This is a genomic window from Pseudomonas faucium, from assembly GCF_021602585.1.
Lineage (GTDB): Bacteria > Pseudomonadota > Gammaproteobacteria > Pseudomonadales > Pseudomonadaceae > Aquipseudomonas > Aquipseudomonas faucium.
Genome location: NZ_BQIP01000008.1, coordinates 114,135 through 138,086, shown reverse-complemented (window position 1 = coordinate 138,086; position 23,952 = coordinate 114,135). Strand labels below are relative to the sequence as shown.

Below are 23,952 nucleotides of genomic sequence, written 5' to 3'. Positions count from 1 at the left end.
ACCCTGGCAGGCAACTCGAGTACAGCTGTCGCCTGCGGCCCCCACCTTGGTTATACTTCCCGGCTTTCCCGAATAAATGCCATAGGGTCCCGCCGCGCATGGATAAGACCTACCAGCCGCACGCCATCGAAACTTCCTGGTACAACACCTGGGAGTCCGAGAACTATTTCGCCCCGCAAGGTGCAGGTGAGTCCTACACCATCATGATCCCGCCACCGAACGTGACGGGCAGCCTGCACATGGGCCACGGTTTCAACAACGCGATCATGGACGCCCTGATCCGTTTCCGCCGCATGCAGGGCCGCAACACCCTGTGGCAGCCGGGTACCGACCACGCCGGTATCGCCACCCAGATGCTGGTCGAGCGCCAGCTCGAAGCCAAGGGCCAGAACCGCCACGACCTGGGCCGCGAAGCCTTCCTCGACAAGGTCTGGGAATGGAAAGAGCAGTCCGGTGGCAACATCAGCCGGCAGATCCGCCGCCTGGGCTCGTCGGTCGACTGGAGCCGCGAGCGCTTCACCATGGACGATGGCCTGTCCGAAGCGGTCAAGGAAGCCTTCGTGCGCCTGCACGAAGATGGCCTGATCTACCGCGGCAAGCGCCTGGTTAACTGGGACACCAAGCTGCACACGGCAATCTCCGACCTCGAAGTGGAAAACCACGACGAGAAAGGCCACCTGTGGAACCTGCGCTACCCGCTGGCCGACGGCGCCAAGACCGCCGAAGGCAAGGACTACCTGGTCGTCGCCACCACCCGCCCGGAAACCCTGCTGGGTGACGCCGCGGTCGCGGTCAACCCGACCGACGAGCGCTACCAGGCACTGATCGGCAAGTTCGTGGTACTGCCGCTGGTCGGCCGTCGCATCCCGATCGTCGCCGACGACTACTGCGACCCGGAATTCGGCACCGGCTGCGTGAAGATCACCCCGGCCCACGACTTCAACGACTATGAAGTCGGCAAACGCCACAACCTGCCGCTGCTCAACATCTTCGACAAGAACGCCCTGGTGCTGCCCGCCGCCCAGGCCTTCAACCTCGACGGCAGCGTCAACGAGCAGGTCGACACCAGCCTGCCTGCCCAGTACGCCGGCCTCGACCGCTTCGTCGCGCGCAAGCAGATCGTTGCCGACCTGGATGCCCAGGGCCTGTTGGTCAGCATCGATGACCATGCGCTGAAGGTACCGAAGGGCGACCGCTCCGGCACCGTCATCGAGCCGTGGCTGACCGACCAGTGGTACGTCTCCACCAAGCCGCTGGCCGAGCCTGCGATCGCTGCCGTGGAAGACGGCCGCATCCAGTTCGTGCCCAAGCAGTACGAGAACATGTACTTCTCCTGGATGCGTGACATCCAGGACTGGTGCATCAGCCGCCAGCTGTGGTGGGGCCACCGCATTCCGGCCTGGTACGACGAAGCCGGCCAGGTCTACGTCGGCCGTGACGAGCAAGAAGTCCGCGCCAAGCACAACCTGGGCGCCGACGTGGCCCTGCGCCAGGACGACGACGTGCTCGACACCTGGTTCAGTTCGGGCCTGTGGACCTTCTCCACCCTGGGCTGGCCACAGCAGACCGAGTTCCTCAAGACTTTCCACTCCACCGACGTGCTGGTCACCGGTTTCGACATCATCTTCTTCTGGGTTGCGCGCATGATCATGCTGACCATGCACCTGATCAAGAACGAGGATGGCACCCCGCAGGTGCCGTTCAAGACCGTGTACGTGCACGGCCTGGTGCGCGATGGCCAGGGCCAGAAGATGTCCAAGTCCAAGGGCAACGTCCTTGACCCGCTGGACATCGTCGACGGCATCACCCTCGACGCCCTGCTGGAAAAACGCACCAGCGGCATGATGCAGCCCAAGCTTGCCGAGAAGATCGCCAAGCAGACCAAGGCCGAGTTCCCCGAAGGCATCGCCAGCTACGGCACCGACGCCCTGCGCTTCACCTTCTGCTCGCTGGCCTCCACCGGCCGCGACATCAAGTTCGACATGGGCCGCGTCGAAGGCTACCGCAACTTCTGCAACAAGATCTGGAACGCCGCCCGCTACGTGCTGGACAAGGGCGAGGACTGCGGCCAGAACGGCGAGGCCTACGAGCTGTCGCTGGCCGACCGCTGGATCATCTCGCAGCTGCAGCGCACCGAAGCCGAAGTGACCCGCCAGCTCGAGCAGTTCCGCTTCGACCTGGCCAGCCAGGCCCTGTACGAGTTCATCTGGAACCAGTACTGCGACTGGTACCTGGAGCTGTCCAAGCCGGTACTGTGGGACGAAAACGCCCCGGTCGAACGCGCCCGTGGCACCCGTCGCACCCTGGTGCGCGTGCTGGAAGTGGCGCTGCGCCTGGCGCACCCGTTCATGCCGTTCATCACCGAAGAGATCTGGCAGCGCATCGCGCCGCTGGCGGGCATCGATGGCAAGACCATCATGCTGCAGCCGTGGCCGGTGGCCAACGAAGCCCGTATCGACGTGGCGGCCGAAGGCGATATCGAATGGCTGCAACAGCTGATGGTCGGCCTGCGCAACATTCGCGCCGAGATGAACATCGGCCCAGGCAAGCCGCTGCCGCTGTTCCTCAAGAACGCCAATGCCGACGACCAGCGTCGCCTGCAGGAGAACGAGGCGCTGCTCAAGAAGCTGGCCAAGGTCGAATCGTTCACCGTGCTCGGCGATGCCGACGAAGCCCCGCTGTCGGCTACCGCACTGGTGGGCGACCTGCAGGTGCTGGTGCCGATGGCTGGCCTGATCGACAAGGATGCCGAGCTTGCGCGCCTGAACAAGGAAATCCAGCGTTTGCAAGGTGAAGTGCAGCGTGTGGGCGGCAAGCTGTCCAACGCCGCCTTCGTCGACAAGGCGCCGCCTGCGGTGATCGAGAAGGAACGCGCCAAGCTGGCCGAGTCCGAGCAGGCCCTGGCCAACTTCACCGAGCAGCATGCGCGGATTGCTGCGCTGTAACTTAGCGTGAAGCCATAGCAGCCCATCGCCGGCAAGCCGGCTCCCACACGTACAGCGCTGTACAGGTGGGAGCCGGCTTGCCGGCGATGCTATTTCAGGACCTCAGCATGACCGAGAAACCCACCCTGCACCCGCGCAACCGCCACCAGGGCCGCTACGACTTCCCCAGCCTGATCAAGGCCCACCCGGACCTGGCCCGCTTCACCCTCACCAACCCCCACGGCAAACCCAGCATCGACTTCGCCAACCCCGAAGCCGTGCGGGTGTTCAACCGCGCCTTGCTCAAGGCCCAGTACGGCATCCAGCACTGGGACATCCCTGCCGACTACCTGTGCCCGCCAATACCCGGCCGCGCCGACTACATCCATGTGGCCGCCGACCTGTTGGCCGAGGACAACGCCGGCGAAGTGCCCAGGGGCGCCCAGGTGCGCGCCCTGGACATTGGCGTGGGCGCCAACTGCATCTACCCGCTGCTGGGCCACAGCGACTACCGCTGGCGCTTCCTGGGCAGCGACATCGACCCCGTGGCTTTGGCCTCGGCCAAGGCCATCGTGCAGGCCAACGGCCTGAACAAGGGCATCGCCCTGCGCCTGCAAGGCCAGCGCAAGCACATCCTCGACGGCCTGCTGCAGGCCGACGAGCGCTTCGACCTGACCCTGTGCAACCCGCCCTTCCACGCCTCACGCGAAGAAGCCACCCGTGGCAGCCAGCGCAAGTGGAAGAACCTGGACAAGCAGGACCCCAAGCGCAAGCTGCCGGTGCTCAACTTCGGCGGGCAGAACAACGAGCTGTGGTGCGAGGGCGGCGAGATTCGCTTCGTCAGCCAACTGGTCGGCGAAAGCGTGCAGTACGCGCAACAGGTGCTGTGGTTCACCAGCCTGGTGTCCAAGGCCAGCAACCTGCCGGGTATCGAAGCGGCGCTGAGCAAGGCCGGCGTCAAGGCGCGGCGCATCGTCGAGATGGGCCAGGGGCAGAAGCAGAGCCGCATGGTCGCCTGGAGCTTCCATGACGACGACGCACGCCAGGCCTGGAACGCCCGGCGCAAATCACAGGCATGAAAAAACCGCGCCCGGGCAAGCCGGGCGCGGTTTTGTCAACGCATCAACAATTACTTGTTGACGGCGTCGGTCAGGCCTTTGGCCGGAACGAACTTGACGACTTTCTTGGCAGCGATTTCGATGGCAGCGCCAGTCGAAGGGTTGCGGCCGGTACGGGCAGGACGCTCGGAGACTTTCAGCTTGCCAATGCCTGGCAGGGTGATTTCAGCGCCGTTTTCCAGTTGGTCGGCAACGATCTGGCCCAGTTGCTCCAGCGCGTTGCGAGCGGTGGTTTTCGGCGCGTCGATGGCTTCGGCGATGTCGGCAATCAGTTGGTCTTTGGTCAATGCCATGGTGGTGTTCCTTCCCTATCTAATTCAGTGGTTATGCAGCGTTCTACGACGTTATCGGGCCAGCCCCGGAATACTGGAGGGCCGCGCCAATCGCGAATGTAGATACGCAAATCGGCGTTTGGTTCGACACGGCGTAAGCTCGCTGCCAGCAATGCGCCACCCGAGGTGCGCAAGACCGCGCAAAGCTACCACAGGAATGCAGAAATATCCGCTGCCCAGGTGGTTTTTATGCAGGTTTTTCGGGGGTTTTAGCCGAAATCGCACAAAATTGAACAAAAAACGAACAACCGGCATTTCTGCCAACATCCGGCCACTGCAGCGCCTGTGACCTGGGGTAAACTGGACGACTTTTGCAGCGCGGCCCCTGACCGCCCCAGACTCGCCGAGACCTCCATGCCAATCCGTCACTGCATCGTCCACCTGATCGACAAGAAGCCCGATGGCAGCCCCGCCGTGCTCCATGCACGGGACACGGAGCTTGCAGCGTCGGACGCCATCGAGAACCTGCTGGCCGACCTCAACGACAGCTACAACGCCAAACAGGGCAAGGCCTGGGGCTTCTTCCACGGCGAGTCTGGCGCCTACCCGCTCAGCGGCTGGCTCAAGCAGTACCTGGAAGACGAAAAGGACTTTGCCGCCTTCAGCCGGGTGGCTGTCGAGCACCTGCAAAAGCTGATGGAAGAATCCAACCTGTCCACCGGCGGCCACATCCTCTTCGCCCATTACCAGCAAGGCATGACCGACTACCTGGCGATCGCCCTGCTGCACCACAGCGAAGGCGTGGCGGTGAACGCCGAGCTGGATGTGACGCCGTCACGCCACCTGGACCTGGGCCAGTTGCACCTGGCGGCGCGCATCAACCTGTCGGAGTGGAAGAACAACCACAACTCCAAGCAGTACATCTCGTTCATCAAGGGCAAGAACGGCAAGAAGGTGTCGGACTATTTCCGCGACTTCATCGGCTGCCAGGAAGGCGTCGACGGCCCGGGCGAGACCCGCACCCTGCTCAAGGCCTTCAGCGACTTCGTCGAAAGCGAAGACCTGCCAGAAGAATCCGCCCGCGAAAAGACCCAGACCCTGGTCGACTACGCCACCACCCAGACCAAGCTGGGCGAACCGGTGACCCTGGAAGAGCTGTCGAGCCTGATCGACGAAGACCGTCCCAAGGCGTTCTACGACCACATCCGCAACAAGGACTATGGCCTGTCGCCCGAGATCCCGGCAGACAAACGCACCCTGAACCAGTTCCGCCGCTTCACCGGGCGCGCCGAAGGCCTGTCGATCAGCTTCGAGGCGCACCTGCTGGGTGACAAGGTGGAATACGACGAGGTGGCCGGCACCCTGATCATCAAGGGGCTGCCGACGCAGCTGGTGGATCAGCTCAAGCGCCGCAAGGACTGAGCAACTGCCCGCCATAGGAGGCCACCAGCGCCTCCTTGGCCGACTTGCGCAGGCGTTTTACCAGGCGCTCCTGGCGCAGCGCCTCGCCCTTGTCCGGCCATTGCTCGACATACACCAGCGCCTGCGCCGGGCTGGTCTTGAAGTAACGGGCGCCCTGCCCCTTCTGATGCGCGGCGAAGCGCCGCTGCGGGTCATCGCTGATGCCGCAGTACAGCGAACCATTGGCAGCCCTTACCAGGTAGACATACCAGGGCTTGCTGACCGGGGTCGTGGATACATCGCTCGCCATCTTTTCTTCGCAACCGCTCAATTTGCCTGCTGGAAGGCACGCAGCCCTTTGTACGCCTGCTGGCGCACCTTGTTCTGCAGCATCGGCGTCCAACCCAGCAGCACACCCGGCATGCCCAGCGCCTGCCGCGACCAGCGCCACAGGTCGAAGCTGTCGTCATGCTGGCAGATCAGGCCGTCGCGAATGACGAAGCGCGCCTGGATATCGTTGATGACCACGCGGCCGGTCTGGCTGAACAGGTAGGTGGCCACCCAATGGGCGCAGCCGCTGCCGGCGTCGGCACGCACCTGGTCGAAGGTCAGGGAGAAATCCTTGGCCCGGCTGGTGAGCATACGCCACATGTCGCCGGCATCATGCCCGCGCAAGGTGCCGAAGACCGGGTCGCTGAAAACGATATCGTCGCTGTAGCAGGCCACCATGGCTTCGGCGTCCAGGCGCTGGAACGCCTGGTAGAAGCGGGTGATCAGGTCACGGTTGGCGTCGCTCATGGGGCGGGGCCCTCCTGGCAGTCGAAAGCAGCACGATAATCTGCCGCGCCCGTGTATGCCAGTACCGCCGCCATCGGCAAGCCAGCAGCCCTCAAGGCCTGCGCTGTACCTGTGGGAGCCGGCTTGCCGGCGATAGGGCCAGTGAATGCTCAGAGCTTCTCGCTGGTCACCTGCACGTGCAGCGCCCGCCCGGCCCCAAGCCCGAACACGATGGCGCCGATACCCTGCACGGCGAAGATCCAGCCCACGGCCGCCCAGCCGCCGGTGATGTCGTGCACCAGGCCCACCGCGAACGGCCCCATGGACGCCAGCGTATAGCCCACCCCTTGGGCCATGCTCGACAGGTTGGCCGCCACGTGGGCGTCCTTCGAGCGCAGCACGATCAGCGTCAGCGCCAGGGCGAAGGTGCCGCCCTGCCCCAGCCCGAGCAGCACGGCCCAGCCCCAGAGCCCGTCGATGGGGGCATACAGGCAACCGAACAGGCCCGCCAGGGTCACCAGCATCACGATCACGATGGCCAGGCGCTGGTCCTTGCCCCGGGTCGCCAGCCAGGGTGCACCGAGCGAGCTGATCAACTGCACGATCACCGAGCCGGACAGCACCAGCCCAGCCTCGGTCGGGCTCAAGCCACGGCCGATCAGAATGGACGGCAACCAGCCGAACACGATGTACGCCAGCGAGGACTGCAAGCCCATGTACAGGGTGACCTGCCAGGCCAACGGGTCACGCCACAGCCCGCGCACCCGGTAGGCCACCTTGTGCAGGCCGTGGCCCTGGCGCGCCTGGGGCAACCAGACCAGCATCGCCAGCAGCGCCGGGATCATCCAGAAGCCCAGGCCCAAGGCCCAGCTGCCGTCGAAGTGCTGGCTCAGCGGCACCGTGGCCCCTGCCGCCATGGCGGCGCCCAAGCACAGGGCCATGGTGTAGACGCCGGTCAAGGTCCCGGCATGCTGCGGGAAATCACGCTTGACGATACCCGGCAGCAACACCCCGATGATGCCGATGCTGGCGCCCGCCAGCAGGCTGCCCACGAACACCCCGACCGCCCCCAGCGCACTGCGCACCAGGATGCCCAGCGCCAGAGTCAGCAGGATGCCGAGGATCACCCGCTCGCTGCCAAAGCGCCGCGCCAGGATCGGCGCCAGTGGCGCGAAAAGCCCCAGGCACAGTACAGGCAGCGTGGTCAGCAGGCCGGCTTGCGATGCATTCAGGCCCAGGCCTTCGGACACCTGGCCAAGCACCGGGGCCATGCTCGACAGCGCGGGGCGCAGGTTCAGCGCCACCAGCACCAGCCCCAGCAGCAGCAACCACGGCCGCTGCAGCACCACAGGCTGTTGCTGTACCTGCGCGTCGTCGGCTTCGGCATCGATCAGCAGTTCATCGAGCTCGCGCTCGCGGGTCATTGGTTCAGCCATGGGCTTCTCGTGGTCAGGATTCGATGAGGGTGCGGCTCAGGCGCTTGGCCTGCTGCGCATCGCGTTGTTCGATGGCGGCGAGGATCTGCCCGTGCAGGTCGAAGGTCGCCTGGCAGCGTGGCACGGTGGTCATGTTGTGCTGCAGCGCCGCCCCCACTACACCGGAGAAATACCGGTACAGCTCGCTCAAGGCCGGGTTGTGCGCGGCATCGATCAGGCGCTGGTGAAACACCAGGTCGCAGCTGACGTAGGCATTGATATCGCCATGAAAGTGCCCCGCGCTGGCCTGCAGCGCTTCGCGCAGGCCCTGCAGGTCTGCTTCGGTGCGCCGCAGCGCCGCCAGGCCGATGGCCTCGCTTTCGAGGATGTGCCGGGTCTCCCGTGCCTGCTCCGGCGTGCAGCGCGACATTGCCAGCACCGCCTGCAGCGGGTCCTGGCAGGTGCGCAGGTAACTGCCGTCGCCCTGGCGGATTTCCACCAGGCCGCTGAATGCCAATACCCGCATGGCTTCGCGCACGGTATTGCGGCTGATGCCCATTTCCACGGCCAGCACCGGCTCGGTGGGCAGGCGTTCACCCACTTGCCAGTCGCCCTGAAGAATGCGCTCGCGCATACGTTCCACGGCGAGCTCGACCAAGGAACGCCTTGGCAATTCGCTGCTCATGATACTCAACCAATCATCCGATGAATTTTCGGAGCTTACTGCAACCCCGAATACCAGGCAACAGAACTGGAAAGCATCGGGGCCGCAAAGCGGCCCCGACCTCGATCAACCCAAGGCGTCGATCAGTGCCTGGTTCATCTCTGGCGTACCAATGGTGATACGCAGGAACTGGGCGATGCGCTGCTGCTTGAAGTGACGCACGATCACCCCTTGCTCACGCAGGCGCGCCGCCAGTTGAGCGGCATCTTGCTGCGGGTGGCGGGCGAAGATGAAGTTGGCGGCCGATGGCAACACCTCGAACCCCTTGGCGACGAGCTGTTCGACCAGGGCCTCGCGGCTCTCGATCACCTTGCGGCAGGTGTCCGCGAAGTACGCCTGGTCTTCGAAGGCTGCAGCTGCGCCGACGATCGCCATGCGGTCCAGCGGGTAGGAGTTGAAGCTGTTCTTGATCCGCTCCAGCGCCTCGATCAGGTCCGGGTGGCCGACTGCCAAGCCGACGCGCAAACCGGCCAGCGAGCGCGATTTGGACAGGGTCTGGGTCACCAGCAGGTTGTCGTAACGCCCTACCAGGCTGATCGCCGTTTCGCCGCCAAAGTCGATGTAGGCCTCGTCCACCACCACCACCGAGCCCGGGTTGGCCTGCAGCATCTGCTCGATCGCCTGCAGCGGCAACAGGCAGCCGGTCGGCGCGTTGGGGTTGGGGAAGATGATGCCGGCGTTGGGCTTGCTGTAGTCCTGCACGCGGATCTGGAACTGCTCGTCCAGCGGCACCTGTTCGAACGGGATGCCGTACAGGCCGCAGTACACCGGGTAGAAGCTGTAGCTGACATCCGGGAACAGCAGCGGGCCGCCGTGCTGGAACAGGCCGTGGAAGATGTGCGCCAGCACCTCGTCCGAGCCGTTGCCGACAAATACCTGGGCGGGGGTTACAGCGTAGTACTCGGCCACCGCCTGCTTGAGCCGGTCGCTGTTCGGGTCCGGGTACAGGCGCAGGTTGTCGTTGAGCTCACCGCGCATGGCTTCCAGCGCCTTGGGCGACGGGCCATAGGGGTTCTCGTTGGTGTTCAGCTTGACCAGCCGCGCCAACTTCGGCTGCTCGCCCGGCACGTAAGGCACCAGGTCCTTGACGAAGGGGCTCCAGAATCGACTCATGTTCAGTTCCCCTTGCCTTGGGTCAGGATACGGAATTCGGCGCTGCGGGCGTGGGCCGTCAGCGATTCGCCACGGGCCAGCACCGAGGCGGTGTGGCCGAGCTCGGAGGCACCTGCTTCGGAGCAGAAGATGATCGACGACCGCTTCTGGAAGTCATACACGCCCAGCGGCGACGAGAACCGCGCGGTGCCGGAGGTCGGCAGCACGTGGTTGGGGCCTGCACAGTAGTCGCCCAGCGCCTCGCTGGTGTGGCGGCCCATGAAGATCGCGCCGGCGTGGCGGATCTGCGGCAGCCAGGCCTGCGGGTCGGCGACCGACAGCTCCAAGTGCTCGGGAGCGATGCGGTTGGCCACTTCCATGGCCTGCTGCATGTCACGCACCTGGATCAGCGCACCACGGCCGTTGATGGATTTCTCGATGATCTCGGCGCGCTCCATGGTTGGCAGCAGCTTGTCGATGCTGGCGGCAACGCGGTCGAGGAAGTCGGCATCGGGGCTGACCAGGATGGCCTGGGCGTCTTCATCGTGCTCGGCCTGGGAGAACAGGTCCATGGCGATCCAGTCCGGGTCGGTCTGGCCGTCGCACACCACGAGGATTTCCGAAGGGCCGGCGATCATGTCGATGCCGACCTGGCCGAACACGTGGCGCTTGGCGGTGGCCACGTAGATGTTGCCGGGGCCGACGATCTTGTCCACCTGCGGCACGCTCTCGGTGCCGTAGGCCAGCGCCGCGACCGCCTGGGCACCGCCCACGGTGAACACCCGGTCGACGCCGGCGATGCAGGCGGCAGCCAGCACCAGCTCGTTGACCTCGCCACGCGGGGTCGGCACCACCATCACCACCTCGGTGACACCCGCGACCTTGGCCGGAATGGCGTTCATCAGCACCGACGAAGGGTACGACGCCTTGCCGCCCGGCACGTACAGGCCCGCGCGGTCCAGCGGGGTGACCTTCTGCCCCAGCACGGTGCCGTCGGCCTCGGTGTACTGCCAGGAATCCTGCTTCTGCCGCTCGTGGTAGATGCGCACGCGGTTGGCGGCTTTTTCCAGGGCTTCACGCTGGGTCGGGGTGATGCGGGTCAGGGCCAGTTCCAGGCGCTCGCGGCCCAGGATCAGGTCGTCGATGGTCTTGGCATCGACGCCATCGAAACGCTGGGTGAATTCCACCAGCGCCGCATCGCCACGCTCGCGCACGGCCTTGATGATGTCGAGCACGCGCTGATTGACCGCGTCATCGGACACACTTTCCCAGCTCAGCAGATGATCCAGATGTCGGGCGAAATCCGGGTCAGCAGCGTTGAGACGGGCAATTGCAGTGGACACGGTCATGGCGAGGGCCTCGATTATTAGCGAATGCTCAGGCGCCCTAGGCTACCAGTCGATCCGCGCGGGCACCCGAGAAAAGTGGCTGTGACGCGGACAGACGGGCGCGGCTGCGAAAGCCGCGCACAGAAGGTAGTGAGTTAGCCGCGGTGTCGCGACTCGACCGCCTGGCGAAGGGTGTCGATCAGGCTCTGGATGCGGGCGTGCTGCATCTTCATCGATGCCTTGTTGACCACCAGGCGCGAGCTGATCGTGGCGATCAGGTCCTGGGGCTCAAGGCCGTTGGCACGCAGGGTATTGCCGGTGTCGACCACGTCGATGATCTTGTCGGCGAGGTTGATTAGCGGGGCCAGTTCCATCGAGCCGTACAGCTTGATGATGTCGACCTGGCGGCCCTGCTCGGCGTAGTAACGCTTGGCAACGTTGACGAACTTGGTGGCCACGCGCAGGCGCCCCTTGGGCTCCGGTGCACCGACCACGCCGGCGGTCATCAACTTGCAGCGGGCGATCTGCAGGTCCAGCGGCTCATACAGGCCCTGGCCGCCGTACTCCATCAGCACGTCCTTGCCTGCCACGCCCAGGTCGGCGGCACCATGCTCGACATAGGTCGGCACGTCGGTGGCACGCACGATCAGCAGGCGCACGTCGTCCTGCGTGGTGGGGATGATCAGCTTGCGGCTCTTGTCCGGATTCTCGGTCGGCACGATACCGGCCTCGGCCAGCAACGGCAGGGTATCGTCGAGGATGCGGCCTTTGGAAAGCGCGATGGTCAACATTGGAACGTCGGTCCTTAAGCGGCTACTGCCGGCCGGGCCTGGGCCCGACCGCATACAATTCGTGTGTGGAAGCGGGCCGCGGCACCGGAAAAACCGGTGCCACAGCCCGCTCCCAGGCAGATGACTAGCCCGGTACGCGACGGATCTTCGCGCCCAGCATCTGCAGTTTTTCTTCGATGCACTCGTAACCACGGTCGATGTGGTAGATGCGGTCGATCAGGGTATCGCCATCGGCGACCAGGGCCGACAGCACCAGGCTGGCCGAAGCCCGCAGGTCGGTGGCCATGACCGGGGCGCCCTTGAGGGACGGCACGCCGGTAACGATGGCGGTATTGCCTTCGACCTGGATCTGCGCGCCCATGCGGTGCATTTCGTACACGTGCATGAAGCGGTTTTCGAAGATCGTCTCGATGACAGCGCCAGTGCCTTCGGCAATGGCGTTGAGCGAGATGAACTGCGCCTGCATGTCGGTCGGGAAGGCCGGGTACGGGGCGGTGCGCAGGTTGACGGCCTTGGGCCGCTTGCCGTGCATGTCCAGCTCGATCCAGTCTTCACCGGTGGTGACGTCGGCACCGGCTTCCTTGAGCTTTTCCAGCACCGCTTCAAGGATGGTCGGGTCGGTGTCCTTGACCTTGACGCGGCCACCGGTCACGGCAGCGGCAACCAGGTAGGTACCGGTCTCGATACGGTCCGGCATGACGCGGTAGTTGGCCGAGTGCAGGCGCTCGACGCCATCGATGGTGATGGTGTCGGTGCCAGCGCCCTGGACCCTGGCGCCCATGGCGATCAGGAAGTTGGCCAGGTCGACCACTTCCGGCTCGCGCGCGGCGTTCTGCAGCACGCTGCGGCCCTTGGCCAGGGCAGCGGCCATCATGATGTTCTCGGTACCGGTGACGCTGACGGTATCGAAGAAGAACTGCGCGCCACGCAGGCCGCCTTCAGGCGCCTGGGCCTTGATGTAGCCGCCTTCCACTTCGATTTGCGCACCCATGGCCTCGAGGCCGCGGATGTGCAGGTCGACCGGACGCGAACCGATGGCACAGCCGCCTGGCAGGGCCACTTCGGCCTTGCCGAAGCGCGCGACCATGGGGCCGAGCACCAGGATCGAGGCGCGCATGGTCTTGACCAGCTCGTAGGGGGCGACCAGGGTCTTGATGGTGCGCGGGTCGATCTCCACCGCCAGCTTCTCGTCGATCACAGGCTCGATGCCCATGCGCCCGAATAGCTCGATCATGGTGGTGATGTCGTGCAGGTGTGGCAGGTTGCCCACGGTGACCGGGCCATCGGCCAGCAGGGTCGCCGCCAGAATCGGCAGGGCCGCGTTCTTCGCGCCCGAAATGCGGATCTCGCCGTCGAGGCGAGCGCCGCCAGTAATAATCAGTTTGTCCATTGGAGTCTCGCCGCCAAGTTGGCTCAGGTGCGCTCAGCCCAGGCTGCGCTGCTGAAAAATTTCATGGTTACCGCATGGATGCTGCCATTGGCGATCCAGGGATTCAGGTGAGCATAGATTGCCTGCTGGCGCTTGACCGGGCTCAGGCCAGCCAGTTCATCGCTGATCACGTTCAACTGGAAGTTGCAGCCTTCGCCTTCAACTTCGACCCGGGATCCCGGCAATTTTTCTTCAAGGAAGCTCTTAACTTCTACGGCCTGCATGCTCAACCTCAATCGGCGCCCGATGCGCACGGGTCGGCCATCATACAAAAAAGCCCCTCGCCTGCGAAGCCCACCGAGTGGGCGCACTGACCGAGGGGCCTCCATCAGTGACGAGCCATCAGCTCGCCAGTACTTCATCGAGGTCATAGACCCCGGCAATTTCCCGCATGTCGTCCGGCATGCCGCGCACTTCGCAGACCTTGCCTGCCGCCTGGGCGTCACGGATGAACGCCAGCAGCAGCGAAAGGCCAACGCTGGACGACTTCTCGACCGACGAGCAATCGAGCACCAGCTGCGTTTCGCGGGCCGCGGCGATCAACGCCCTGCCCTGCTTGCGCAAGGCCGGGCCGCTGCGGTAGTCCAGCACGCCGGCCAGGCGCAGCACGCCCGGCTCGGCCATGCTTACACCGGCCTCGCTCATTTCACTTCCTTCTCGGGAGAGTTGTCGGCAGCCTGCTTGGCCTTGGCCACTTCGCCGGCCCAGCCGTCGATGGTCTTGTCCAGGTCGTTGCCATTGCGCTGCATGGCGTCGGCGAACTGGTCGCGGAACAGCTTGCCGATGTTGATGCCGTTGACGATCACGTTACGCACCTTCCACTCGCCACCGAGGTTCTCCAGGGTGTACTGCACCGGGTAGACGGCACCGTTGTTGCCGGTGACCTTCATGCCGACGCTGGCGCGCTTGCCATCATCGGCCTTGGCCGGATCGACGACGATGCCCTGGTTGTTGTACTCGAGCAGGGCGTTGCCATAGAACTGCATCAGGCTGCGCTTGAAGTTTTCCTGGAAGCGCTGCATCTGCGCGGGCGTGGCCTTGCGCGAATACTTGACGGTCATGATGCTCTTGGAAATGCCGTCGGCATCGACCACCGGGCCGAGGATGCGGTTGAGCGCATCGTAGAATGCCTGCGGGTTGCTCTTGTACTGTTCCTTGTTGGCCTTCAGATCCCCGAGCAGCTCGTTGGTAGTGCTCTGCACCACGTCATGGGGCGATTGCGCTGCCAGGGTCAGCAGGGGGAAGGCCGCCAGCAGGACCAGCAGGCCACGTCGCAAGATCGAAATCATGGAAACTCCTTAATTAGCCGGTTGCGCTTCTTTCGGTTCCTTGCCAACGGTGTTGAGCAGGAACTTGCCAATCAGATCTTCCAGCACCAGGGCAGACTGGGTGTCATGGATGGTTGCACCGTCCTTGAGCACCTCTTCTTCGCCGCCCACGCTGATGCCGATGTACTTCTCGCCAAGCAAGCCGGCGGTCAGGATCGAGGCAGTGGAGTCGGTCGGCAAGTTGTCCACCGACTTGTCCAGCTGCAGCGTCACCCGACCGGTGTAGGAATCACGGTCCAGATCGATGGCGGTGACCTTGCCGATCGTCACGCCGGCCATGGTCACTTTAGCTCTGACCGTCAAACCGGCGATATTGTCGAAGTAAGCATAAACTTTGTAGGTATCGCTGCTCGGGCTGGCCGACAGCCCGCTGACACGCAGGGCCAGCAGCAGCAGCGCCAGGATCCCGGCCAGGAGGAACAGGCCGACACCGATTTCCAGGGTGCGGTTTTGCATCAGAAATCTCCAAACATCAAGGCGGTCAGAATAAAGTCCAGACCCAGTACTGCCAATGAGGCATAGACCACGGTCTTGGTGGTGGCACGGCTGATCCCCTCTGAGGTGGGCTCACAGTCATACCCCTGGAATACGGCGATCCAGGTCGTGACGAAGGCGAATACCAGGCTCTTGATCAAGCCGTTGAGCACATCGTCGGTGAAGGAAACGCTGTTCTGCATGTTGGCCCAGAACGAGCCTTCGTACACACCCAGCCAGTCCACCGCGACCCACGAGCCGCCCCAGATGCCGACCACGCTGAAGATCAGCGCCAGCAACGGCAGGGAAATGAAACCGGCCCACAGGCGTGGGGCGATGATGTACTTGAGCGGGTCGACGCCGATCATCTCGAGGCTCGACAGCTGCTCGGTCGATTTCATGTTGCCGATCTCGGCGGTCAAGGCGGAACCGGCACGCCCGGCGAACAGCAGCGCGGTCACCACCGGCCCCAGCTCGCGCAGCAGGGTCAGGGCGACCATCTGGCCGACCGCCTGCTCGGAACCGTACTTGGTCAGGATGCTGTAGCCCTGCAGGGCCAGCACCATGCCGATGAACACACCGGACACGGCGACGATTGCCAGCGACAGCACGCCCACCGAGTACAGCTGCTTGGTCAGCAGCTGGAAGCCGCCACCGATGCCGCCGCGGCCGACCAGCGCATGGAACAGGAACAGGCAGGAACGCCCGAGCACTGCCAGCACGTCGATGGCCGAGCGGCCGAGCAGGCGGATACGTTCGAGTAGGGATTTTCTACGCATCAACGCGCCCCCAGCAGATCGGCGCGGTAGTCAGGCGCAGGGAAGTGGAATGGCACCGGGCCGTCCGGGTCGCCTTTCATGAACTGGCGAATGCGCGGATTGTCCGAGCCCATCAGCTCGTCGGGGGTGCCTTGGCCCAGCACCTGGCCATCACCGACCACGTAGATGTAGTCGGCGATGCTGGCGGTTTCCGCCAGGTCGTGGGAGACCACGATGCTGGTGATGCCCAGGGCATCGTTGAGCAGACGGATCAGACGCACCAGCACGCCCATGGCGATCGGGTCCTGGCCGACGAACGGTTCGTCGTACATGAGGATCTGCGGGTCCAGGGCGATCGCCCTGGCCAGCGCCACGCGGCGCTTCATGCCACCGGACAGCTCATCGGGCATCAGGTCGATGGCGCCGCGCAGGCCCACGGCCTGCAGCTTCATCAGCACGATGTCGCGGATCATCTCGTCCGAAAGCTGGGTATGCACCCGCAGCGGGAAGGCGACGTTCTCGAACACATCGAGGTCGGTGAACAGCGCGCCACTCTGGAACAGCACGCCCATCTGCTTGCGCGCGTCGAACAAATCGCTGCGCGACAAGCTCGGCAGGTTCTGCCCGGCCACCCATACTTCGCCGCTGGACGGGCGCAGCTGTGCCCCCATCAAACGCAGCAATGTCGTCTTGCCGCAACCCGACGGCCCCATGATGCCGGTGACCTTGCCACGCGGGATGCGTATGTCGACATTGCTGAAAATGCTGCGCGAACCGCGCTTGAAGGTGACTCCCTTCAACTCGACCGCGTAGGCGCTATCCACACTCATCTAGACTCCTTGCTAGTGCAGCCTCGTCCTAATGGACGCCGGCCCCCTTCATGAAGGCACACGCGCCCCTGACGGGCCGAATAGCGGCGAACTATAGCACCGCTCACAGTGCGTCCCCAAGGCCATGGAACGTGTCGTTCAGGCCAATGACAGACTTTGGTGACATTTGTTACAGCAATCGAAAGGATGAGGCTTTCTTCCATTGCGGCTATAATCGCCGCCTTTTCATCAGACATCGTTTTCCACACATGAGCCAATCCAGCGAGCTGATCCAATCCGCCCAGCGTACCCTGCGCCTTGAACTCGAGGCCGTCGAGGGCCTGATGGCCCGCATCGACGCCAATTTCGTCAAGGCGTGCGAGCTGATCCTGGCAAGCAAAGGCCGCGTCGTGGTCGTGGGCATGGGCAAGTCCGGGCACATCGGCAACAAGATCGCCGCGACCCTGGCCAGCACCGGCACGCCGGCGTTCTTCGTGCACCCGGCCGAAGCCAGCCACGGCGACATGGGCATGATCACCCGCGACGACGTCATTCTCGCCCTGTCCAACTCGGGCAGCACCGCGGAGATCGTCACCCTGCTGCCGCTGATCAAGCGCCTCGGCATCCAGCTCATCAGCCTCACCGGCAACCCCGATTCGCCCCTGGCCCAGGCCGCCGAGGTCAACCTCGACGCCCGGGTCGCCCAGGAAGCCTGCCCGCTGAACCTGGCACCGACGTCTTCGACCACCGCCTCGCTGGTGCTGGGCGACGCGCTGGCCATCGCCCTGCTCGAGGCACGCGGCTTCACCGCCGAGGATTTCGCCTTCTCGCACCCCGGCGGCGCCCTGGGCCGGCGCCTGCTGCTCAAGGTCGAGAACGTGATGCACGCTGGCGACGAACTGCCAAAGGTGCAACGCGGCACGCTGCTCAAGGACGCGCTGCTGGAAATGTCCCGCAAGGGCCTGGGCATGACCGTGGTGCTGGAGAAGGACGGCAAGCTGGCCGGGATCTTCACCGACGGCGACCTGCGCCGCAGCCTGGACCGCAGCATCGATGTGCACACCACCCTGATTGACCAGGTAATGACCGTGCACGGCAAGACTGCCCGCGCCGACATGCTCGCGGCCGAAGCGCTGAAGATCATGGAAGACCACAAGATCAGCGCCCTGGTGGTGGTGGACAAGCACGACCACCCGACCGGCGCCTTGAACATGCACGACCTGCTGCGCGCCGGCGTGATGTAAGGAGAACCCTGCAAATGACCCAGGATCTGCTGCAACGCGGCAAAGCCATCAAACTCGCGGTTTTCGATGTCGACGGCGTGCTCACCGACGGGCGCCTGTACTTTCTCGAGGACGGCAGCGAGTTCAAGACCTTCAACACCCTCGACGGCCACGGCATCAAGATGCTCATGGCCTCGGGCGTGACCACCGCGATCATCAGCGGGCGCAAGACCCCGGTGGTCGAGCGCCGGGCGAAGAACCTCGGCATCCCACACCTGTTCCAGGGCCGCGAGGACAAAATGGTGGTGCTCGACGGCCTGCTCGCCGAACTGGGCCTAAGCTATGAACAGGTCGCCTATCTGGGCGACGACCTGCCCGACCTGCCGGTGATTCGCCGGGTGGGCCTGGGCATGGCGGTGGCCAACGCCGCGCCATTTGTTCGCCAGCACGCCCACGGCGTGACCCAGGCGCGCGGTGGCGAAGGCGCCGCCCGCGAGTTCTGCGAACTGATCATGCAGGCCCAGGGTACCCTGGACGCTGCCAACGCCCATTACCTTTAAGGCCGACCATGTTCAGCAAGAAAGCCCGCAACATTGTGCTGCTCGCGCTGATCGCCGCCCTGCTGGTGGCGATCGGCTACTGGAATGTCAGCCCGGAGAGCTTCCTCGACAAGCCGGTGGCAGAGGTCGACGAAAGCGCCATCGACTACTACGCGACCAACGCCCACAGCCTGCAATTTCTACCCGATGGCAAGCTGCAGTACGAAATGACCGCCGACAAGGTCGAACACCTCAAGGCCAGCGAGGTCACACTGGTGACCACACCGGACCTGCACATGTACCGGGGCACCGAATACCCCTGGCACGTGCAGAGCGTTCGCGCCGAAGTCAGCCCCGACGGCAGCGAAGTCGAACTGATCGACCAGGTGCGCGTGGCCCGCACCGATGAAAAACAGCGCGAAACCATCATTACCAGCTCGCGCATGACCGTATTCCCACAGAAGCAATATGCGCAGACCGAGCAAGCCGTTAGAATCGACGGCGCCGGTGGCACGACCACGGGCAAGGGAATGAAAGCGTATTTGAAAGAAGGCAGGATGGACCTGCTTTCTAACGTAAGAGGACAGTATGAGGCTCGTTAAAACCCTCCCCCTTTTGCTCAGCCTGAGCGCAGCACTGGGAAGCGCGAGCGCCTTCGCCCTGCCGACCGACCGTGACCAGCCGATCCGCATCCAGGCCGACAACGCTCACCTGGACGACAAGCAAGGCGTGGCCACCTACACCGGTGACGTGATCATCACCCAAGGCTCCATGATGATCAAAGGCAACACCGTGACCATGACCCGCGCCGCCAACGGCGACATCGACGTGGTCACCTCGGTGGGCAACCTGGCCTATTTCGAGCAGCAGCAGAGCACCGCCAAGCCCGACAAGATGAAAGGCTGGGCGATCACCATCCAGTACCAGGCGCAGAAAGACACGGTGATTCTCACCGACCGCGCCAAGGTCGAGAACGAAGGCAACACCACCGAAGGCGAGAAGATCGTCTACAACACCAAGTCCCAGGTGGCGACCGCCGGTCGTGGCGGCAACGTCACTGCACCACGTCAGCGCATCGACATGGTGATCCAGCCGAAGAAGAAGGCCGAGTAAATGGCAACCCTCAAAGCCCAGCACCTGGCCAAGAGCTACAAAGGGCGGCAAGTCGTACGCGACGTCAGCCTGTCGATCGACAGCGGGCAGATCGTCGGCCTGCTCGGCCCCAACGGCGCCGGCAAGACCACCTGCTTCTACATGATCGTCGGCCTGGTCCAGGCCGACCAGGGCCGGGTGCTGATCGACAGCCTCGATGTCAGCCACCAGCCCATGCACGGCCGCGCCCGCGCCGGCATCGGCTACCTGCCGCAGGAAGCCTCGATCTTCCGCAAGCTGTCGGTGGCCGACAACATCATGGCGATTCTCGAGACGCGCAAGGAACTCGACCGCGAGGGCCGGCGCAAGGAACTGGAAAGCCTGCTGCAGGAATTCCACATCAGCCACATCCGCGACAACCTCGGCATGAGCCTCTCCGGTGGCGAACGCCGCCGAGTCGAGATTGCCCGCGCACTGGCGACAGCGCCCAAGTTCATCCTGCTGGACGAACCCTTTGCCGGCGTCGACCCGATCTCCGTGGGCGACATCAAGCAGATCATCCACCACCTCAAGGCCAAGGGCATCGGTGTGCTGATCACCGACCACAACGTGCGTGAAACCCTGGATATCTGCGAAACCGCGTACATCGTCAACGATGGCCAGCTGATCGCCGAGGGCGATGCCGAAACCATCCTGGCCAACGACCTGGTCAAGGAAGTGTACCTGGGCCACGAGTTCCGCCTCTGAGCCAAGGTATGCCTGGAGCACTGCAATTGGTCCTTGACGGGGCTTAAGTTGTTACAGTGCTCTAGGCAAACGCTACAATTTAAGGCATAAAACTTGCTTGAATTTGGCGCTCCGGCGCCCTCGTGTAGTGGATGGCGCATGCGCGCCGGCGAACAAGGTATTTAGCCCCTGCCATGAAACCATCGCTCGTCCTAAAAATGGGCCAGCAACTGACGATGACCCCGCAGTTGCAACAGGCCATTCGCCTACTTCAGCTTTCCACCCTGGACCTGCAGCAGGAAATCCAGGAAGCGCTGGAGTCCAATCCGATGCTCGAACGTCAGGAAGACGGCGACGACTTCGACAACAGCGACCCGATGGCCGACAACGCCGAGAACAAGCCGGTTGCCGAAGCCCAGGACAACAGCTTCCAGGAAAGCACCAGCAGTGCCGAAACCCTGGAAGACGGTGAGTGGAACGAGCGAATCCCCAACGAGCTCCCGGTCGACACGGCCTGGGAAGACATCTACCAGACCAGCGCCAGCAGCCTGCCGAGCAACGATGACGACGAGTGGGACTTCACCACCCGCACATCGGCCGGCGAGAGCCTGCAAAGCCACCTGCTGTGGCAATTGAACCTGGCGCCGATGTCCGACACCGACCGGCTGATCGCCGTGACCCTGATCGACAGCATCAACGGCCAGGGCTACCTCGAAGACACCCTCGAAGAGATTTGCGCAGGCTTCGACCCGGAGCTGGATATCGAGCTCGACGAAGTCGAGGCGGTGCTGCACCGCATCCAGCAGTTCGAGCCCGCCGGGGTCGGCGCGCGCAACCTGGGTGAGTGCCTGCTGCTGCAGCTGCGCCAGCTGCCTGCCAGCACGCCGTGGATGAGCGAGGCCCAGCGCCTGGTCAGCGACTTCATCGACCTGCTCGGCAGCCGCGACTACAGCCAGCTGATGCGCCGCATGAAGCTCAAGGAAGACGAGCTGCGCCAGGTCATCGAACTGGTACAGAGCCTCAACCCGCGCCCGGGTTCGCAGATCGAATCGAGCGAGCCGGAATACGTGGTGCCGGACGTGATCGTGCGCAAGGACAGCGAACGCTGGCTGGTCGAGCTGAACCAGGAAGCGATCCCGCGCCTGCGGGTCAACCCCCAGTACGCAGGCTTCGTGCGCCGCGCCGACACCAGCGCCGACAACACCTTCATGCGCAACCAGCTGCAAGAGGCGCGCTGGTTCATCAAGAGCCTGCAGAGCCGCAATGAAACGCTGATGAAGGTGGCCACGCAGATCGTCGAGCATCAGCGCGGCTTCCTCGACCACGGCGACGAGGCGATGAAACCGCTGGTGCTGCACGATATCGCCGAAGCGGTCGGCATGCACGAGTCCACCATTTCGCGGGTGACCACGCAGAAGTACATGCACACCCCCCGCGGCATCTACGAACTGAAGTACTTTTTCTCCAGCCACGTCAGCACCGCCGAAGGTGGAGAATGCTCGTCCACGGCGATCCGCGCGATCATCAAGAAACTGGTTGCGGCGGAAAATCAGAAAAAGCCATTGAGTGACAGCAAGATCGCTGGTTTACTGGAGGCACAAGGCATCCAGGTAGCCCGTCGCACCGTCGCCAAGTACCGCGAGTCCCTCGGCATCGCACCGTCGAGCGAGCGCAAGCGACTGATGTAGCCCCTGGGTGTGCCACAGCGTTTGTGGGGCAGGTGCAATACCTGCCTCTTTATGCACGGGCAACAAAGGAGAAGCTGTATGCAAGTCAATATCAGTGGACAGCATGTAGAAGTCACCCAGCCGCTGCGCGATTACGTGCTTGAAAAGCTAGCCCGGGTGGAGAGTCACTTCGACAAGATCACCAACGTGCAGGTCATCATGAAGGTCGAGAAGCTGCTGCAGAAGGTCGAAGCGACCGTGCAGATTCCCGGCGGCGAAGTGGTTGCCAACGCGGAACACGAAGACATGTATGCAGCGATCGACGCCTTGGCCGACAAGCTCGACCGCCAACTGAAAAAACACAAGGAAAAACAGCAGAGCTTGCTGCAAGGTCAAGCCGCCCGCTGATCCCCCTCATCCATGATCCGACTTGAAACCATCCTGACCCCCGGCCGTTCCCTGGTGAACGTGCCGGGCGTCAGCAGCAAAAAACGCGCGCTGGAAACCATCGCCACTGCGGTCCACCGCGAAGTCCCCGAGCTTGATGAGCAAGATCTCTTCGAGAAGCTGATTGCTCGCGAAAAACTGGGCTCCACCGGTTTCGGCAATGGCATAGCCATTCCGCACTGCCGGCTCAAGGGCTGCGAAACCCCGGTCAGCGCCCTGCTCCACCTAGCTGCCCCCATCGATTTCGACGCCATCGACGGTGCGCCCGTGGACTTGCTGTTCGTCCTGCTGGTGCCAGAGGCCGCCACCGATGCCCATCTGGAACTGCTGCGCCAGATTGCCAGCATGCTCGATCGCAAGGATGTTCGCGAGCGCCTGCGTGCTGCACACAGCAGCGAGGCCCTGTACCAGGTTGTCCTGGACGCACAGAACGAGCACTGAACATGCGCCTGATCATCGTCAGCGGCCGGTCCGGCTCCGGCAAGAGTACCGCCCTCGATGTGCTGGAAGACAACGGCTATTACGTCATCGACAACCTGCCAGCCGGCCTGCTGCCGCAGCTGGCGGAGAACGCGCTGATCAACACCGAGCTGTTGCAGCCCAAAGTCGCTGTCTCGATCGATGCACGCAACCTGCCAAGCCACCTGTCACGCTTCCCCGAACTGCTTGCCGAAGCCCGCGGCCGCCACATCAAGTGTGATGTGCTGTTCCTCGATGCCGACGAAGAGACGCTGCTCAAGCGCTTCTCCGAAACCCGCCGTCGCCACCCGCTGACCAACGCCGACCGTTCGCTGGCCGAGGCTATCCGTGTGGAAAGCGAGTTGCTGGGGCCGATCGCCGACCTTGCCGACCTCAAGATCGACACCACCAGCCTCAACCTCTATCAGCTGCGCGACACGATCAAGCTGCGCCTGCTCAATCAACCCGAGCCTGGCACTGCATTTCTGGTCGAGTCGTTCGGCTTCAAGCGCGGCATGCCGGTCGATGCCGACCTGGTATTCGACGTGCGCTGCCTGCCCAACCCGTACTGGAAGCCCGAGCTGCGCGAGCATTCCGGGCTCGAACAGCCGGTCATGGATTACCTTGCCGCCCAGCCGGACGTGGAAGAAATGTTCAACGACATTTCCAGCTACCTGCTCAAATGGCTGCCGCGCTTTGCCGCCAGCAACCGCGCCTATGTCACCATCGCCATCGGCTGCACCGGCGGTCATCACCGCTCGGTCTACATCACCGAACGCCTAGGCCAGCTGTTGCAACAGTCCCTGAAAAACGTCCAGGTCCGCCACCGCGACCTCTAGCCCACAGGATCCGCCCCACGATGCCCGCCCGCGAAATCACCATCATCAACAAGCTGGGGCTGCACGCCCGAGCGGCCGCCAAGTTCGTTGGCGTGGCCGGGCGCTTCCCTTGCCAGGTGCGGGTGGGGCGCGCACCCGACAAGCTGGTGGACGGCAAGAGCATCATGGCCGTGATGATGCTCGCGGCAGGCAAAGGCACCCAGGTGCACCTGCACACCGAAGGTGAGCAGGACAGTGAAGCGCTGGATGCACTGGTGGCGTTGATCAACAACTACTTCGACGAAGGCGAGTAAGCCGCCTCGAACCGCGCCGGCATCAAG

The 23,952-nt window shown here is 63.8% G+C and carries 28 protein-coding genes; 13 read left to right on the top strand and 15 right to left on the bottom strand.

Annotated features, from left to right (window positions below; genetic code table 11):
• The first annotated feature begins 98 nt into the window (after positions 1-98).
• Both L6D75_RS11810 and rlmF read left to right on the top strand, forming a co-directional pair.
• The gene (locus tag L6D75_RS11810) at positions 99-2,945 is read left to right on the top strand and encodes a valine--tRNA ligase (protein ID WP_176514614.1); all 2,847 of its coding nucleotides are present in this window, start codon (positions 99-101) and stop codon (positions 2,943-2,945) included.
• 107 nt (positions 2,946-3,052) lie between these two features.
• Positions 3,053-4,003: a 23S rRNA (adenine(1618)-N(6))-methyltransferase RlmF gene (rlmF, locus tag L6D75_RS11805; protein WP_176514612.1), complete on the top strand. Its 951-nt coding sequence runs from the start codon at positions 3,053-3,055 to the stop codon at positions 4,001-4,003.
• Positions 4,004-4,053: 50 nt separating this feature from the next.
• On the opposite strand, the gene L6D75_RS11800 is transcribed toward rlmF, so the two are convergent.
• Positions 4,054-4,335, bottom strand: coding sequence for an HU family DNA-binding protein (locus L6D75_RS11800; RefSeq protein WP_027920195.1), 282 nt, complete (start codon positions 4,333-4,335; stop codon positions 4,054-4,056).
• A gap of 393 nt (positions 4,336-4,728) precedes the next feature.
• On the opposite strand from L6D75_RS11800, the gene yejK reads away from it, so the two are divergent.
• Positions 4,729-5,736, top strand: coding sequence for a nucleoid-associated protein YejK (gene yejK / locus L6D75_RS11795; RefSeq protein WP_176514609.1), 1,008 nt, complete (start codon positions 4,729-4,731; stop codon positions 5,734-5,736).
• On the opposite strand, the gene L6D75_RS11790 is transcribed toward yejK, so the two are convergent.
• The 14 genes from L6D75_RS11790 to L6D75_RS11725 form a co-directional block, all read right to left on the bottom strand.
• Positions 5,717-6,025 carry a GIY-YIG nuclease family protein gene (locus L6D75_RS11790; RefSeq protein ID WP_176514607.1) on the bottom strand — a complete coding sequence of 103 codons (309 nt, stop codon included), beginning with the start codon at positions 6,023-6,025 and terminating at the stop codon, positions 5,717-5,719. The genes yejK and L6D75_RS11790 overlap by 20 nt on opposite strands.
• Positions 6,026-6,042: 17 nt before the next feature.
• Entirely contained in the window at positions 6,043-6,513 is a 471-nt protein-coding gene (locus L6D75_RS11785; RefSeq protein ID WP_176514605.1) for a nuclear transport factor 2 family protein, read from the bottom strand.
• A 149-nt stretch (positions 6,514-6,662) separates the two neighbouring features.
• A complete protein-coding gene (locus L6D75_RS11780) occupies positions 6,663-7,928 on the bottom strand; it encodes a CynX/NimT family MFS transporter (protein WP_176514603.1) in 1,266 nt (421 codons plus the stop codon).
• A gap of 13 nt (positions 7,929-7,941) precedes the next feature.
• On the bottom strand, positions 7,942-8,592 hold the full coding sequence (locus tag L6D75_RS11775; protein WP_176514601.1) for a FadR/GntR family transcriptional regulator: 651 nt from the start codon (positions 8,590-8,592) through the stop codon (positions 7,942-7,944).
• A 105-nt stretch (positions 8,593-8,697) separates the two neighbouring features.
• Positions 8,698-9,744: a histidinol-phosphate transaminase gene (gene hisC / locus L6D75_RS11770; RefSeq protein WP_176514599.1), complete on the bottom strand. Its 1,047-nt coding sequence runs from the start codon at positions 9,742-9,744 to the stop codon at positions 8,698-8,700.
• 2 nt (positions 9,745-9,746) lie between these two features.
• A complete protein-coding gene (gene hisD / locus L6D75_RS11765; RefSeq protein ID WP_176514597.1) occupies positions 9,747-11,072 on the bottom strand; it encodes a histidinol dehydrogenase in 1,326 nt (441 codons plus the stop codon).
• A 134-nt stretch (positions 11,073-11,206) separates the two neighbouring features.
• On the bottom strand, positions 11,207-11,842 hold the full coding sequence (hisG, locus tag L6D75_RS11760; RefSeq protein WP_012316063.1) for an ATP phosphoribosyltransferase: 636 nt from the start codon (positions 11,840-11,842) through the stop codon (positions 11,207-11,209).
• Positions 11,843-11,966: 124 nt separating this feature from the next.
• Entirely contained in the window at positions 11,967-13,232 is a 1,266-nt protein-coding gene (gene murA / locus L6D75_RS11755; RefSeq protein ID WP_176514595.1) for a UDP-N-acetylglucosamine 1-carboxyvinyltransferase, read from the bottom strand.
• 23 nt (positions 13,233-13,255) lie between these two features.
• Positions 13,256-13,495: a BolA family protein gene (locus tag L6D75_RS11750; protein ID WP_003255121.1), complete on the bottom strand. Its 240-nt coding sequence runs from the start codon at positions 13,493-13,495 to the stop codon at positions 13,256-13,258.
• Positions 13,496-13,613: 118 nt separating this feature from the next.
• A complete protein-coding gene (locus L6D75_RS11745; RefSeq protein ID WP_176514593.1) occupies positions 13,614-13,916 on the bottom strand; it encodes an STAS domain-containing protein in 303 nt (100 codons plus the stop codon).
• A complete protein-coding gene (locus L6D75_RS11740) occupies positions 13,913-14,560 on the bottom strand; it encodes an MlaC/ttg2D family ABC transporter substrate-binding protein (protein WP_176514591.1) in 648 nt (215 codons plus the stop codon). Before L6D75_RS11740 ends, L6D75_RS11745 begins: the two co-directional genes overlap by 4 nt.
• A gap of 9 nt (positions 14,561-14,569) precedes the next feature.
• Positions 14,570-15,055: an outer membrane lipid asymmetry maintenance protein MlaD gene (mlaD, locus tag L6D75_RS11735; RefSeq protein ID WP_176514589.1), complete on the bottom strand. Its 486-nt coding sequence runs from the start codon at positions 15,053-15,055 to the stop codon at positions 14,570-14,572.
• Entirely contained in the window at positions 15,055-15,852 is a 798-nt protein-coding gene (mlaE, locus tag L6D75_RS11730) for a lipid asymmetry maintenance ABC transporter permease subunit MlaE (RefSeq protein WP_176514587.1), read from the bottom strand. Before mlaE ends, mlaD begins: the two co-directional genes overlap by 1 nt.
• Positions 15,852-16,661, bottom strand: a complete 810-nt coding sequence (locus tag L6D75_RS11725) for an ATP-binding cassette domain-containing protein (RefSeq protein WP_043213285.1) — start codon at positions 16,659-16,661, stop codon at positions 15,852-15,854. Before L6D75_RS11725 ends, mlaE begins: the two co-directional genes overlap by 1 nt.
• Positions 16,662-16,909: 248 nt before the next feature.
• Between L6D75_RS11725 and L6D75_RS11720 the strand changes: the two genes are divergently transcribed.
• From L6D75_RS11720 to L6D75_RS11675, 10 genes are all read left to right on the top strand, one after another.
• Complete coding sequence (locus L6D75_RS11720) at positions 16,910-17,884, top strand: KpsF/GutQ family sugar-phosphate isomerase (protein ID WP_176514585.1); 975 nt, start codon at positions 16,910-16,912, stop codon at positions 17,882-17,884.
• Positions 17,885-17,898: 14 nt separating this feature from the next.
• On the top strand, positions 17,899-18,423 hold the full coding sequence (locus tag L6D75_RS11715) for a KdsC family phosphatase (protein WP_176514583.1): 525 nt from the start codon (positions 17,899-17,901) through the stop codon (positions 18,421-18,423).
• Between the two features lie 8 nt (positions 18,424-18,431).
• Entirely contained in the window at positions 18,432-19,004 is a 573-nt protein-coding gene (lptC, locus tag L6D75_RS11710) for an LPS export ABC transporter periplasmic protein LptC (RefSeq protein WP_176514581.1), read from the top strand.
• Entirely contained in the window at positions 18,991-19,515 is a 525-nt protein-coding gene (gene lptA / locus L6D75_RS11705) for a lipopolysaccharide transport periplasmic protein LptA (protein ID WP_176514579.1), read from the top strand. Before lptC ends, lptA begins: the two co-directional genes overlap by 14 nt.
• Positions 19,516-20,241 (top strand): LPS export ABC transporter ATP-binding protein, encoded by a 726-nt coding sequence (gene lptB / locus L6D75_RS11700; protein WP_176514577.1) that lies wholly within the window; start codon positions 19,516-19,518, stop codon positions 20,239-20,241.
• A 173-nt stretch (positions 20,242-20,414) separates the two neighbouring features.
• Positions 20,415-21,908 (top strand): RNA polymerase factor sigma-54, encoded by a 1,494-nt coding sequence (locus L6D75_RS11695; protein ID WP_176514575.1) that lies wholly within the window; start codon positions 20,415-20,417, stop codon positions 21,906-21,908.
• Positions 21,909-21,986: 78 nt separating this feature from the next.
• Positions 21,987-22,295: a ribosome hibernation-promoting factor, HPF/YfiA family gene (gene hpf / locus L6D75_RS11690; RefSeq protein ID WP_176514573.1), complete on the top strand. Its 309-nt coding sequence runs from the start codon at positions 21,987-21,989 to the stop codon at positions 22,293-22,295.
• 12 nt (positions 22,296-22,307) lie between these two features.
• Positions 22,308-22,775 carry a PTS IIA-like nitrogen regulatory protein PtsN gene (ptsN, locus tag L6D75_RS11685; RefSeq protein ID WP_176514571.1) on the top strand — a complete coding sequence of 156 codons (468 nt, stop codon included), beginning with the start codon at positions 22,308-22,310 and terminating at the stop codon, positions 22,773-22,775.
• Positions 22,776-22,777: 2 nt separating this feature from the next.
• Positions 22,778-23,632 (top strand): RNase adapter RapZ, encoded by an 855-nt coding sequence (rapZ, locus tag L6D75_RS11680; RefSeq protein WP_176514569.1) that lies wholly within the window; start codon positions 22,778-22,780, stop codon positions 23,630-23,632.
• A 20-nt stretch (positions 23,633-23,652) separates the two neighbouring features.
• Positions 23,653-23,925, top strand: a complete 273-nt coding sequence (locus L6D75_RS11675) for an HPr family phosphocarrier protein (RefSeq protein ID WP_176514566.1) — start codon at positions 23,653-23,655, stop codon at positions 23,923-23,925.
• The last annotated feature ends 27 nt before the right edge of the window (positions 23,926-23,952 follow it).

Bases quoted from the DNA above. Each gene is read 5' to 3' on its own strand.
- L6D75_RS11695 (WP_176514575.1), top strand. From the start codon at position 20,415: ATGAAACCATCGCTCGTCCTAAAAATGGGCCAGCAACTGACGATGACC.
- lptB (WP_176514577.1), top strand. From the start codon at position 19,516: ATGGCAACCCTCAAAGCCCAGCACCTGGCCAAGAGCTACAAAGGGCGG.
- L6D75_RS11780 (WP_176514603.1), bottom strand. From the start codon at position 7,928: ATGGCTGAACCAATGACCCGCGAGCGCGAGCTCGATGAACTGCTGATC.
- hisG (WP_012316063.1), bottom strand. From the start codon at position 11,842: ATGTTGACCATCGCGCTTTCCAAAGGCCGCATCCTCGACGATACCCTG.
- hisC (WP_176514599.1), bottom strand. From the start codon at position 9,744: ATGAGTCGATTCTGGAGCCCCTTCGTCAAGGACCTGGTGCCTTACGTG.
- L6D75_RS11775 (WP_176514601.1), bottom strand. From the start codon at position 8,592: ATGAGCAGCGAATTGCCAAGGCGTTCCTTGGTCGAGCTCGCCGTGGAA.
- L6D75_RS11715 (WP_176514583.1), top strand. From the start codon at position 17,899: ATGACCCAGGATCTGCTGCAACGCGGCAAAGCCATCAAACTCGCGGTT.
- L6D75_RS11750 (WP_003255121.1), bottom strand. From the start codon at position 13,495: ATGCAGGCCGTAGAAGTTAAGAGCTTCCTTGAAGAAAAATTGCCGGGA.
- rapZ (WP_176514569.1), top strand. From the start codon at position 22,778: ATGCGCCTGATCATCGTCAGCGGCCGGTCCGGCTCCGGCAAGAGTACC.
- mlaD (WP_176514589.1), bottom strand. From the start codon at position 15,055: ATGCAAAACCGCACCCTGGAAATCGGTGTCGGCCTGTTCCTCCTGGCC.
- lptC (WP_176514581.1), top strand. From the start codon at position 18,432: ATGTTCAGCAAGAAAGCCCGCAACATTGTGCTGCTCGCGCTGATCGCC.
- mlaE (WP_176514587.1), bottom strand. From the start codon at position 15,852: ATGCGTAGAAAATCCCTACTCGAACGTATCCGCCTGCTCGGCCGCTCG.
- yejK (WP_176514609.1), top strand. From the start codon at position 4,729: ATGCCAATCCGTCACTGCATCGTCCACCTGATCGACAAGAAGCCCGAT.
- L6D75_RS11675 (WP_176514566.1), top strand. From the start codon at position 23,653: ATGCCCGCCCGCGAAATCACCATCATCAACAAGCTGGGGCTGCACGCC.
- L6D75_RS11725 (WP_043213285.1), bottom strand. From the start codon at position 16,661: ATGAGTGTGGATAGCGCCTACGCGGTCGAGTTGAAGGGAGTCACCTTC.
- L6D75_RS11810 (WP_176514614.1), top strand. From the start codon at position 99: ATGGATAAGACCTACCAGCCGCACGCCATCGAAACTTCCTGGTACAAC.
- rlmF (WP_176514612.1), top strand. From the start codon at position 3,053: ATGACCGAGAAACCCACCCTGCACCCGCGCAACCGCCACCAGGGCCGC.
- lptA (WP_176514579.1), top strand. From the start codon at position 18,991: ATGAGGCTCGTTAAAACCCTCCCCCTTTTGCTCAGCCTGAGCGCAGCA.
- ptsN (WP_176514571.1), top strand. From the start codon at position 22,308: ATGATCCGACTTGAAACCATCCTGACCCCCGGCCGTTCCCTGGTGAAC.
- murA (WP_176514595.1), bottom strand. From the start codon at position 13,232: ATGGACAAACTGATTATTACTGGCGGCGCTCGCCTCGACGGCGAGATC.
- L6D75_RS11720 (WP_176514585.1), top strand. From the start codon at position 16,910: ATGAGCCAATCCAGCGAGCTGATCCAATCCGCCCAGCGTACCCTGCGC.
- hpf (WP_176514573.1), top strand. From the start codon at position 21,987: ATGCAAGTCAATATCAGTGGACAGCATGTAGAAGTCACCCAGCCGCTG.
- L6D75_RS11790 (WP_176514607.1), bottom strand. From the start codon at position 6,025: ATGGCGAGCGATGTATCCACGACCCCGGTCAGCAAGCCCTGGTATGTC.
- L6D75_RS11740 (WP_176514591.1), bottom strand. From the start codon at position 14,560: ATGATTTCGATCTTGCGACGTGGCCTGCTGGTCCTGCTGGCGGCCTTC.
- L6D75_RS11745 (WP_176514593.1), bottom strand. From the start codon at position 13,916: ATGAGCGAGGCCGGTGTAAGCATGGCCGAGCCGGGCGTGCTGCGCCTG.
- hisD (WP_176514597.1), bottom strand. From the start codon at position 11,072: ATGACCGTGTCCACTGCAATTGCCCGTCTCAACGCTGCTGACCCGGAT.
- L6D75_RS11785 (WP_176514605.1), bottom strand. From the start codon at position 6,513: ATGAGCGACGCCAACCGTGACCTGATCACCCGCTTCTACCAGGCGTTC.
- L6D75_RS11800 (WP_027920195.1), bottom strand. From the start codon at position 4,335: ATGGCATTGACCAAAGACCAACTGATTGCCGACATCGCCGAAGCCATC.